The following is an 11640-nucleotide window of genomic DNA, read 5'->3' as shown; positions in this document are numbered from 1 at the left end:
CCGCTCCCCGTCCCGCCCACCTGGTCCGTACGCCCCTTCCAGCTGGACCAGGTCACCCTAGGCACCGGCGTCTTCCGCACCAAGCGCGACCTGATGCTGGACTACGCCAGGTCCTACCCGGCCGACCGCATCCTGGCCGTCTTCCGGGCCAACGCCGGGCTCGACACCCGTGGAGCCCGGCCGCCGGGCGGCTGGGAGACGTCCGACGGCAATCTGCGCGGCCACTTCGGCGGCCATTTCCTCACCCTCGTGGCCCAGGCGTACGCCGACACCCGGGAGGCCACCCTCAAGTCCAAGCTGGACTACATGGTCGGTGCGCTCGGCGAGTGCCAGAAGGCCCTGGCCGAGAACGGCTCGCCGAAACCCAGCCACCCCGGCTTCCTGGCGGCCTACCCGGAGACGCAGTTCATCCTGCTGGAGAGCTATACGACGTACCCGACCATCTGGGCGCCGTACTACACCTGCCACAAGATCCTTCGCGGACTGCTCGACGCGCACACCCTGGCCGGCAACGAGCAGGCGCTGACCATCGCCTCGCAGATGGGCGACTGGGTGCACAGCAGACTCAGCCGGCTGCCGAAGGCCCAGTTGGAGCGCATGTGGTCGATCTACATCGCCGGTGAGTACGGCGGTATGAACGAGGTGCTGACCGACCTGTACGCCCTCACCGGCCGGGAGGAGCACCTCGCCGCCGCCCGCTGCTTCGACAACACCGCGCTGCTGGACGCCTGCGCCGAGGACCGGGACATCCTCGCCGGCCGGCACGCCAACCAGCACATCCCGCAGTTCACCGGCTATCTGCGGCTGTTCGACCACACGGGGGACGCCACGTACGCCGACGCGGCCCGCAACTTCTGGGGCATGGTCGTGGGCCCCCGGAGCTACAGTCTGGGCGGCACGGGCCAGGGCGAGATGTTCCGCGCCCGGAACGCCGTCGCGGCCACCCTGGACGACAAGAACGCCGAGACCTGCGCGACGTACAACATGCTCAAGCTCACCCGGCAGCTGTTCTTCCACGAGCCGGACCCCGCCTACATGGACTACTACGAGCGGGGCCTGACCAACCACATCCTCGCCTCCCGACGGGACGTCCGCAGCACGACCAGCCCGGAGGTCACCTACTTCGTCGGGATGGGCCCGGGAGTCGTGCGCGGTTACGACAACACCGGCACCTGCTGCGGCGGCACCGGCATGGAGAACCACACCAAGTACCAGGACTCGGTGTACTTCCGCTCCGCCGACGGCAACGCCCTGTACGTCAACCTGTACCTCGCCTCCACGCTGCGGTGGCCGGAGCGGGGCTTCGTAGTCGAGCAGACGAGCGACTACCCGGCCGAGGGCGTCCGCACCCTGACGTTCCGTGAGGGCAACGGCAGGCTCGACCTGAAGCTCCGGGTTCCGTCCTGGGCCACGGGCGGCTTCACCGTCACGGTCAACGGAGTCCGGCAGCGAGCCAAGGCGGACCCCGGCAGCTACCTCACCCTGAGCAGGGTGTGGCGGCGCGGCGACCAGGTCCGCGTCTCCGCTCCGTACAGCCTTCGCATCGAACGGGCGTTGGACGACCCCACCGTCCAGTCGGTGTTCCACGGTCCGGTGCTCCTGGTCGCGCGGAGCGCGGAACAGACGTTCCGCACGTTCTCGTTCTACAAGGACTTCACGCTCCGCGGCGACCTCGCCGCCGCGATCCGTCCCGAGGGCCGGCCGATGCACTTCACCACCCACGGCCTGATCCTCGCGCCCTTCTACGTCGCGGACGACACCCGCTACCACGCCTACTTCCGGCGCTCCGAACCCGTCGTCGTGTTCGGCACGGCCGACTCGGGCGTTCCCAACCGCGCCCGTGGTGACGGTCTGACCTTCCTCGACGTGCTCTGGGAGCAGGCGCCCTTCGCGACCTCCGGCGCCTTCGTGCAGGCAGTGCGCGCACTCGCGGACCGATGGCTGTCCGAGGCGCTCTTCACTCGCGCCGAGCGGGACCGTGTGGTCGCGGCCGCGCTGGAGGCCGACCTGCGGCGCTGAGCGAGAGCCGACGGTCACTGAGGTGACCGTCGGCGGCTCAGGCCGTTCATGGGAGCGCTCCCAAAGTCAGTGAGAAAGGATCCCCATGCAGACCTCCCCCCACCAGGCCAGACCCCGCCCTTCCGGACGCGGTGTCGCGGCCGTCCTCACGGCCGCTCTCGTCGTCTGCCTGCTCTCCTTGGCCGGCGTCTCCCGGGCCCACGCCGCCCCGGGTGACGGCTCGGTGTCCGACCCCAACATCGCCTACGTCGGGCGCTGGGACACGGGTTCGGGCACGACGGCCGTGGCCAACTGGACCGGTGCCTACGTGCAGACGTCCTTCACCGGCACCACGGTGAAGGTGAAGGCCAGAGACGCGGTCAACTTCTACGCGAGCATCGACGGCGGGCCCGACGTCTTCCACGCGGGCGTGCGCGGCACGGTGAACCTCACTCCCCAGCCGCTGTCGGCGGGCACCCACACCCTCCGGATCACCTACCGCTCCGGCGACACCGTCTTCCAAGGACTGGTACTGGACTCCGGCGCCCGCACGGTCGCTCCGGACACGCCGCCCGGACTCATCGAGTTCGTCGGCGACTCCATCACCGCCGGTGCCCTCACCGACCGGCTGGCCCTCGACTCGTATGCATGGAAGACCGGCGAGCGGCTGGGCATGCGGCACACCCAGATCGCCCGCGCCGGCTACTGCCTCGTCGGCCAGTCGGGATGCACCGGTCTGAGCAGCCAGTTCTTCCGGACCGCGAGCACGGGCAGCCAGAGCTGGGACTTCTCCCGCTACCAGGCGAGCGCGGTCGTCATCAACCTCGGCACCAACGACATCGGGCACGGCGTCACCGGCGCAGCCTTCCAGTCGGCGTACACCACGTTCCTGCGCGACATCCGGGCCAAGTACCCGAACGCGGTCCTCTTCGCGGTGCAGACCCTCAAGAAGCGGTACGTCACCGAGACCAAGGCCGCGGTCAACGCACGCACCACCGCGGGAGACACCAAGGTGCGCTACGTCGACACGACGGGCTGGCTCACCGACGGCACCGACTACGAGGACGGCAACGGACACCCCAACGAGGCGGGCCACACCAAGTTCGCGAACCGCCTGGCCCCCGTCATCGGTGCCGTCCTGAACGGCACCACGACCCGTTCCGCTTCCGCCACGGCGGCGGCACCCGGCCAACCCGGCGACCCGAACATCAAGTTCGTCGGACGCTGGGACACCACCAGCTCGGCCACCGCCTACACCCCGTACTGGGCGGGCGCGTACTACCGCGTCGGCTTCACCGGCAGGACCGTCCAGCTCAAGCAGCGGGGCACGATCGACTTCTGGGCGCGGATCGACGACGGGCCCGTGAAGTTCTACGACGACGTCAAGGGAACGGTGAACCTGACCCCGACCGCCCTGTCGGCCGGCCGCCACACCTTGCAGGTCAACTACCAGGTGGTCGCGGGCTCCTACCGTGGAGACGCCGTCTTCCAGGGGCTCGTGCTCGACAGTGGCGCGACGACCTTCGCCCCGTCGGCCCCTGACAAGCTGGTCGAGTTCGTCGGGGACTCGATCACCGTGGGCACGACGACCTCACAGAACGCCCGCACGGCCTATGGCTGGCTGATCGGGGAACGGCTCGGCGCCGAGCACACCCAGATCGCCCAGGGAGGCGCCTGCCTCGTCGCCGCGGCGGACGGATGCGTGGGCCTGGAGCGGCAGTTCACCAAGCTCAACCCGAACGCCGCCACGCCCGACTGGGACCTCTCCCGCTACCGGGCGAACGCCGTCGTCATCAACCTCGGCACCAATGACGTCGGGCACGGGGTGAGTTCGGCGCAGTTCCAGACGGCCTACAGCAGCCTGCTGGGCAAGGTCCGTGCCGCCTACCCGCAGGCACGGATCTTCGCGTTGGAGACCTTCCGAGGACGGTTCGTTCCGCAGACCGAAGCAGCCGTCAGGGCGGCCGTCGACGGCGGCGACTCCCGGGTCTCCTTCGTCGACACCACGGGCTGGCTCGGCTCCGGCGACCTCACAGACTCGGTCCACCCGAACGACCAGGGCCACCGCGTCATCGCGGACCGCCTCGCGCCGATCATCGCGGCCAGGATCGGCGCCTGACCGAACACCACGCTTCTTTCGGCACCGCGCCACCCCCGGGACCCCGCTGGTCAGCGCTGTGGGGTCAGCCCTCCGGACACCGGCGCGGTACCGAGGCCGCTGTCGCCGTCCTGGTGGCGCAGTACCCAGTCGTCGAGGTCGAGAGCCGCTTCGAGGGGCTCCCTGGCCATGTGGGCCCGCCACCAGCTCAGCTCGCCGAGGGGGCCCGGCTTCCCGACGGTCTCGGTGGGGGAGTGCGCCTCCTCCCGGAAGCGGGCCTCTGCTGCCCGGAAGCACGCCCGCGCGGTGCTCGGCGGCACGCCCAGGACGTCGCCGACGATCTCCCAGCTCGCCCCGCCCAGTCGCTCGAACACGGCTGCGGCCTCGACGAACCGCCGCGCGGCCACGAGCACGCGGGCGGCATCGGCCAGCAGCGCGCCCGGGGAACGGACGGTGCCGTCGGCATTCAGCTCGTGCTCGCCGATCGGGACGGCGGCCCGGGCGAGGTCGGCCAGTTCGCACGCCTCGTAGGCCGCCACCAGCCGCGCTCGCGCCGCGTCCGTGTACGGCGCGGCACCTGCTCCCGTGTCACCTTCGGCCATGTCAGCCGGCACGCAGGAAGTAGAGGACGGTCATGGTCACGGCGGTGGTCAGGATGACGCCCCGCAGCAGCCGGGCGGGGAGACGGCGTGCGAGGTGGGCTCCTGCGAAGCCGCCGACGACCGCACCGGCCAGCATGCCGGCGAGGAGAAGCGGAGCGCTCAGCGCGTCCGAAGCGACGAGGAACAGCACGGTCGCGCTGAGATAGACGGCCGCCACCTGGGTGACCCTCATCGGATTGCCCGCCGCGGTGTCGAGGCCGAGGCCGATGCCCCACAGCGCCAGCATCAGGATGCCTACGGCACCGCCGAAGTATCCGCCGTACAGGGCGAGGAAGAACTGGCCGATCAGGATGGTCCGGGACGTCATGCCGACCGGGCGGCCCAGGACGGTGCTCACCGCGCGGGAGAGGTACCGTCCGAAGGCGAGGACCACCGTGGCGAACGCGAGCAGCCACGGCACCGCGGCATCGAACGCCGCAGCGGGGAGCGCCAGCAGCAGGCCCGCGCCGAGTCCGCCCCCGATCACGCTGACCGTGGTCAGAGCAGTCGTGGACGTCGACCCGACCGGTGTGACCTCGCGCCGGTAGACCCAGGCACTCGCCAACGACCCGGGGACGAGGGCGATGCTCGACGCCGCGTTCGCCGTCACCGGCGGCAGGCCGACCGCGACCAGGGCGGGCAGCGCCACGAAGGTGCCGCCGCCACCGACGGCGTTCAGCGCTCCGGCGGCGGCACCGGCCAGCAGGACGAGCAGGGTCTCGGGCACCCGATGAGCATCACTCGGTGACCGGATCCCCCACAATGCGTAATCGGCGTACCCAGCCTAAGGCTGTGCCATAGGCTGAGTCGCGTGCGCTACGACCTGGACGATCTCCGGCTCTTCCTCGACATCGTCTCGGAGGGGTCGATCACGGCGGGCGCCCGCCGGATGCACCTCAGCCTGCCATCGGCCAGCGCCAGGGTGCGCTCCCTGGAGCACCAGGCCGGCGTGGCCCTCCTGATCCGCGGACGGCGGGGCGTGCGACCCACTCCGGCGGGGTCGACGCTGGCACGGCACGCCCGCGAAGTCCTCGCCCAGACGGCGCGGCTCGAAAGCGCCGTCGCGAGCTACACCCGTTCCCCGACCGCGCCACTGACCCTGCTGAGCGGCGGCTCCGCCATGCACCGACTCGTCCCACAGGCCCTGGTCTCCTTCCTGCGGGCGCACCCGGACGTCGACGTCACGGTGTCCGAGAGCCGCACGCCCGAGACCGTGCGGAAGCTCACCGACGGCGAGGCGGACCTGGGGGTCGTCGTCGACGACGAGGCCCGCGACTGCGGCCTCGCCATGGAACCCCTCGGTGACGACTCCCTCGTGGTGATCGGCCAGGCCGACGGGATCCTCGCCGGCCGTCGCGCGCTGACGTACAGCGAGGTCGCCGAGCACCCCCTCGTCGGGCTCGACCCGGGCTCCTCGCTGCGCCGCTGGATCGAGAAGCACCTCGACCCGCACGCCCCGGCCGTGCGCTACCGCACCACCGTCGCCGACCTGGGCGTCCTCGTCGCCCTCGCGGCCGCAGGCGTCGGACTCGCTCTCGTGCCGCGCCGCGCCGTCGACCCCGGCCGGCCACTCGACGTGTGCGAACTCCAGGACCCCTGGGCCCGCCGCCACCATCTGCTCGCCTGGGGCGCCAAGGACCGGACCTCGTCGCCGGCCACCGAGGCGCTCGCCGAACACCTACGGCGGGCGGCCCTGTCCGAGCCGGTGTCCCTCGGCAGACCCGAGGGCTCGGGCGAGCGGAGGAGCGGGTAGTCACCCGGTTCCCCGCTGACGTGGCCGTGTCATGCTGGGCGCCCAGACGGGGAGGACAACATGACGGGGGACCGGGGCACCATGGGTGCGCTCGCTGGACGGCCGTGGTACGCGGCCAACGAATTGCTGGCGTTCCTGCTTGAGCTCGCCGCACTGGCATGTCTGAGCTGGTGGGGCTTCGCCGCGGGGCACGAGGGCGCCCTCCGAGTCGTGCTCGGAATCGGGACGCCCGCCGCGGCCGTCGTGCTGTGGGCGTCGTTCGCCGCGCCGAAGGCGAGGTGGCGACCGGGGCTGCCGCTCGTTTTGCTCGTCAAGACGATGGTGCTCGGCGGTGGTGCCGCCGCCCTGTACGGAGTGGGGCATGCCGTCGCGGCAGTGGTCCTGGCGGTGGTGATGGTCGTCAACACGGCAGTGGCTGAGACGTTCCGTCGTACTACTGGTGCGCGCTGACGCCTCGGGTGCCCGGCGCCCGTACGGCCATGCTCGCGCGAAGGAGTACTGACCAGACACATCAGGAAAAATAGGGGTACACCATGATATGAGGGGTGGGGAGAAGGAGAACGAGGAGGGTGAGCCCTGATGACGCGTTCGGTCGGTATCGACCTCGGCACGACGAACTCGGTGGTCTCGGTCCTCGAAGGCGGCGAGCCCACCGTCATCACCAACACGGAGGGAGCCAGGACCACCCCGTCCGTGGTGGCCTTCGCCAAGAACGGTGAGGTGCTCGTCGGGGAGGTCGCCAAGAGGCAGGCCGTGACGAACGTGGAACGCACCGCGCGCTCCGTCAAACGGCACATGGGGGTCAAGGCATGGCGGTTCCCGGACAGCGGGAGCATCGACGGCAAGCGGTACACCGCGCAGGAGATCTCCGCCCGGGTGCTGCAGAAGCTCAAGCGGGACGCGGAGGCATACCTTGGCGAGGACGTCACGGACGCGGTGGTCACCGTACCGGCGTACTTCGACGACACCGAGCGGCAGGCGACCAAGGAGGCCGGTGAGATCGCGGGCCTGAACGTCCTGCGGATCATCAACGAGCCGACCGCCGCGGCGCTCGCGTACGGCCTCGACAAGGAGAACGACCAGACGGTCCTGGTCTTCGACCTCGGCGGTGGCACCTTCGATGTGTCGCTGCTGGAGATGGGCGAGGGTGTCATCGAGGTGAAGGCCACCAACGGCGACACACACCTCGGCGGCGACGACTGGGACCAGAAGATCGTCGACCACCTGGTGAAACAGTTCAAGAACGCGTACGGCGTCGACCTGGCCAAGGACAAGATGGCGGTGCAGCGGCTGCGCGAGGCCGCCGAGAGGGCCAAGATCGAGCTGTCCAGTTCCTCGGAGACGAACATCAACCTGCCCTACGTCACGGCCTCCGCCGAGGGCCCCCTGCACCTGGAGGAGAAGCTCACCCGCGCCCAGTTCCAGCAGCTGACCGCCGATCTGCTGGAGCGCTGCACGGGCCCCTTCCACCAGGCGGTCAAGGACGCGGGGATCAAGCTGTCCGACATCAACCACGTGATCCTGGTGGGTGGTTGCACTCGTATGCCCGCCGTGACGGACCTGGTGAAGGAGCTGACGGGCAAGGAACCGCACAAGGGCGTCAACCCGGACGAGGTCGTGGCCGTCGGAGCCTCGCTCCAGGCCGGTGTACTCAGGGGCGAGGTCAAGGACGTCCTTCTCCTCGACGTGACGCCGCTGTCCCTCGGTATCGAGACCAAGGGCGGCATCATGACCAGGCTCATCGAGCGGAACACGACGATCCCGACCAAGCGCTCGGAGATCTTCACCACCGCCGAGGACAACCAGCCCTCCGTGCAGATCCAGGTCTACCAGGGCGAGCGCGAGATCGCGGCGTACAACAAGAGGCTCGGGATGTTCGAGCTGACCGGTCTGCCGCCGGCCCCGCGCGGTGTGCCGCAGATCGAGGTCGTCTTCGACATCGACGCCAACGGCATCATGCACGTCACGGCGAAGGACCTGGGCACCGGCAAGGAACAGAGGATGACCGTCACCGGCGGCTCGGCCCTCCCGAAGGACGACATCGACCGCATGGTCCACGAGGCCGAGCAGCACGCCGAGGAGGACCACCGCCGCCGTGCGGCCGCCGAGACCCGCAACCAGGGCGAGCAGCTCGTCTACCAGACCGAGAAGCTCATCAATGACAACCCGGAGAGGATCCCGCCCGACGCCAGGAGCGAGACCGAGGCGGCGCTCGCCGAGCTGAAGGAGAAGCTCAGGAGCGGCCAGGACGGGCCCGAGGACACCGCGGGCATCCAGCAGGCCACGGAGAAGGCCGCCGCAGCCGCGCAGAAGATCGGCACCGCCCTGTACGAACAGTCGCGGGCCGAGGGCGCGGCGAGCGCCGGCGCTTCCGGTGCCACGGGTACGGAAGGTGCTCCGGGTACCGCCGGCTCGGAGGACGACGTGGTGGACGCGGAGATCGTCGACGACGACAAGGACGACAAGAACGACAAGCCCGAGGCGGGCTGACGATGGATTCCGTCCGGCCGCGGAGCACGGAGACACAGCGCCTGCGGGACGCGCTGCAGGAGCGGACCGCCGACCTGCAGCGGGTGAAGGCCGAGTACGACAACTACCGCAAACGGGTCCGGCGCGACCGCATGGCCGTGCGGGAGATCGCGGTGGTCAACGTCCTGGGCGCCCTTCTGCCGGTACTGGACGCCGTGGACCGCGCGTGCGAGCACGAGCCGATGACACCGGGGCTCAAGGAGATCGCCGTCACCCTGGAGAGCCAGACCGGCTCGCTGGGCCTGCGGGCGTTCGGCGAGGAGGGCGAGCCCTTCGATCCGACGTGCCACGACGCCCTGGCTCACCACGTCTCCCCGGACGCCGACCGCCTGACCTGCACGACGATCCTCCGCCCCGGCTACCGGCTCGGCGCCCGGCTCCTCCGCCCGGCCCATGTGGAGGTCACCGGGCCACCGCCGCCGGGCGGAAGGCCGTCACTCGAACCGTGAGACGTCCCCCGCACCCCGGCGTACGATCTCGGCCTCTCCACCGGAGAAGTCGATCACCGTCGTCGGTTCCGTGCCGCAGTCGCCGGAGTCGACCACCGCGTCGACCACGTGGTCGAGGCGCTCCTTGATCTCCCAGCCCTGGGTCATCGGCTCCTCCTCGTCGGGCAGGAGCAGCGTGCTGGAGACGAGCGGTTCGCCGAGTTCCGCGAGCAGCGCGTGGGCCACGACATGATCCGGGATGCGCACGCCGACGGTCTTCTTCTTCGGGTGCATCAGCTTGCGCGGGACCTCCCTCGTGGCAGGGAGGATGAAGGTGTAACTCCCGGGCGTGGACGCCTTGATGGCGCGGAACACGTCGTTGTCGACGTGCACGAACTGGCCCAGCTGCGCGAAGTTCTCGCAGACGAGGGTGAAGTGGTGGCGGTCGTCGAGGTTCCGGATCGAGCGGATCCGCTCGATGCCGTCACGACTGCCCAGTTGGCACCCCAGAGCGAAACAGGAGTCCGTCGGATACGCGATGAGAGCACCCTCACGGATGCTGTGAGCCACCTGGCTGATGGAGCGTGGCTGAGGGTTGTCCGGGTGCACGTCGAAGTACTTGGCCATCTGCCGAGCTTATGCCGTACAGAGGTTCGCGCCCCGAAAGGGGCGCGGGGAACTGCGCGACAAGCCACGAACAACGCGCAGCTTCAGACCACCCGCAGCTCTCCGCGGCAGGGGCGCGGGGAACTGCGCAATCAGCCACAGACAACCCGCGGCTTCAAAACGACCCGCAGTTCCCCCACCGGCCCCGGCGGAGCCCTACGCTCCGCTCTCCCGCAGCATGTCCTCGCGCTCCACGAGCTTCACGCGCTCACGCCCCTGGGGCTCGCCCAGTGCCTTCTCGGCGGCGTCGAGGCGGTACCAGCCCTCCCACGTCGTGAAGCGGACGTCCCGCTCGGCGAGGAACGCGTCCACCGTCTCCGGCGCGGGCGAGGACGGCTCGTGCAGGCGTCCGTTCGCGAAGTCGTCCAGCAGGTTGGCCACCGTCTCGTTGGCGTCGCCCTTGGTGTGCCCGATGAGGCCCACGGGACCGCGCCGGATCCAGCCGGTGACGTACGTCGACTGCAGGTGCGCGCCGGTCTCCTCGATCACCCGGCCGCCCTCGTCCGGGACGGTGCCCGAGTCCATGTCCCACGGCAGCTTGGGGAGCTTGTCGGAGAGGTAGCCCACGGCGCGGTAGACGGCGGTGACGTCCCAGTCCTTGAACGTGCCGGTGCCCTTGACGTTGCCGGTGCCGTCGAGCTCGGTGCGCTCGGTACGCAGACCGACGACCTTGCCGTCCTCGCCGAGGATCTCGGACGGCGACTCGAAGAAGTGCAGGAACAGCTTGTGCGGCCGGTCACCGACGTCGCGGATGGCCCAGTTCTCCAGCGTCTTGGCGACCATGTCGGCCTGCTTGTTGCCGCGCCGGGTGGCGATGGAGCCGTCGTCGTAGTCGATGTCCTCGGGGTCGACGATGACCTCGATGTTGGGGGAGTGGTCCAGCTCGCGCAGCTCCATCGGGCTGAACTTCGCCTGCGCCGGGCCACGGCGGCCGAACACGTGGACTTCCAGGGCCTTGTTGGCCTTGAGACCGTCGTGGACGTTCGGCGGGATCTCGGTCGGCAGCAGCTCGTCGGCCGTCTTGGCGAGGATGCGCGCCACGTCCAGCGCGACGTTGCCCACGCCGAGGACGGCGACCTTCTCGGCCTCCAGTGGCCAGGTGCGGGGCACGTCCGGGTGGCCGTCGTACCAGGACACGAAGTCCGCCGCTCCGTAGGAGCCGTCGAGCTGGATGCCGGGTATGTCGAGCGCCCGGTCGGCCGTCGCCCCGGTGGAGAAGACCACCGCGTCGTAGAAGGCGCGCAGGTCGTCCAGATTGATGTCGCGCGGGTAGTCGACGTTGCCGAAGAGACGTATCTGCGGCTTGTCCAGCACCTGGTGCAGGGCCGTGATGATGCCCTTGATGCGGGGGTGATCGGGGGCGACGCCGTAGCGGATCAGTCCGAACGGTGCGGGCATCCGCTCGAAGAGGTCGATGGACACACCGGGATCGGCGGCCGCGTCGGACTTCAGCAGCGCGTCGGCGGCGTAGATTCCGGCAGGTCCGGCTCCGACAATGGCTACCCGCAGGGGGCGGGGCATGATCAG

10 protein-coding genes are annotated in these 11640 nt (G+C 70.0%); 6 read left to right on the top strand and 4 right to left on the bottom strand.

Annotated elements, in window-relative coordinates; all coding sequences use genetic code 11:
• Both FNH08_RS11455 and FNH08_RS11450 read left to right on the top strand, forming a co-directional pair.
• A partial coding sequence (locus FNH08_RS11455) for a beta-L-arabinofuranosidase domain-containing protein (protein WP_228034040.1) occupies window positions 1-2019 on the top strand: 2019 nt, incomplete at its 5' end.
• Window positions 2020-2104: 85 nt separating this feature from the next.
• On the top strand, window positions 2105-4117 hold the full coding sequence (locus tag FNH08_RS11450; RefSeq protein WP_152771353.1) for an SGNH/GDSL hydrolase family protein: 2013 nt from the start codon (window positions 2105-2107) through the stop codon (window positions 4115-4117).
• A gap of 50 nt (window positions 4118-4167) precedes the next feature.
• Here FNH08_RS11450 and FNH08_RS11445 read toward each other — a convergent pair whose 3' ends face one another.
• Entirely contained in the window at window positions 4168-4710 is a 543-nt protein-coding gene (locus tag FNH08_RS11445; protein WP_322724251.1) for a hypothetical protein, read from the bottom strand.
• Complete coding sequence (locus FNH08_RS11440) at window positions 4700-5464, bottom strand: sulfite exporter TauE/SafE family protein (RefSeq protein WP_322724250.1); 765 nt, start codon at window positions 5462-5464, stop codon at window positions 4700-4702. The genes FNH08_RS11445 and FNH08_RS11440 overlap by 11 nt, the downstream gene beginning before the upstream one ends.
• An 84-nt stretch (window positions 5465-5548) precedes the next feature.
• Between FNH08_RS11440 and FNH08_RS11435 the strand changes: the two genes are divergently transcribed.
• The 4 genes from FNH08_RS11435 (at window position 5549) to grpE (ending at window position 9468) form a co-directional block, all read left to right on the top strand.
• The gene (locus FNH08_RS11435; RefSeq protein ID WP_322724249.1) at window positions 5549-6490 is read left to right on the top strand and encodes a LysR family transcriptional regulator; all 942 of its coding nucleotides are present in this window, start codon (window positions 5549-5551) and stop codon (window positions 6488-6490) included.
• 60 nt (window positions 6491-6550) lie between these two features.
• Window positions 6551-6940 carry a YrdB family protein gene (locus FNH08_RS11430; protein WP_152771350.1) on the top strand — a complete coding sequence of 130 codons (390 nt, stop codon included), beginning with the start codon at window positions 6551-6553 and terminating at the stop codon, window positions 6938-6940.
• Window positions 6941-7069: 129 nt separating this feature from the next.
• A complete protein-coding gene (dnaK, locus tag FNH08_RS11425) occupies window positions 7070-8980 on the top strand; it encodes a molecular chaperone DnaK (RefSeq protein ID WP_152771349.1) in 1911 nt (636 codons plus the stop codon).
• A gap of 2 nt (window positions 8981-8982) precedes the next feature.
• Window positions 8983-9468 (top strand): nucleotide exchange factor GrpE, encoded by a 486-nt coding sequence (gene grpE, locus FNH08_RS11420; protein ID WP_152771348.1) that lies wholly within the window; start codon window positions 8983-8985, stop codon window positions 9466-9468.
• On the opposite strand, the gene FNH08_RS11415 is transcribed toward grpE, so the two are convergent.
• Together FNH08_RS11415 and FNH08_RS11410 are read right to left on the bottom strand one after the other, a co-directional pair.
• Entirely contained in the window at window positions 9454-10074 is a 621-nt protein-coding gene (locus tag FNH08_RS11415; protein WP_152771347.1) for an L-threonylcarbamoyladenylate synthase, read from the bottom strand. The two genes, grpE and FNH08_RS11415, sit on opposite strands and share 15 nt — an antisense overlap.
• A gap of 195 nt (window positions 10075-10269) precedes the next feature.
• Window positions 10270-11634, bottom strand: a complete 1365-nt coding sequence (locus FNH08_RS11410; RefSeq protein WP_152771346.1) for an FAD-dependent oxidoreductase — start codon at window positions 11632-11634, stop codon at window positions 10270-10272.
• Between the last annotated feature and the right edge of the window lie 6 nt (window positions 11635-11640).

Origin of the sequence: Streptomyces spongiae (assembly GCF_009377185.1) — a bacterium.
Lineage (GTDB): Bacteria > Actinomycetota > Actinomycetes > Streptomycetales > Streptomycetaceae > Streptomyces > Streptomyces spongiae.
Note: the sequence above shows the minus strand (reverse complement) of the source record. Positions and strands in the feature narration are given on the sequence as shown.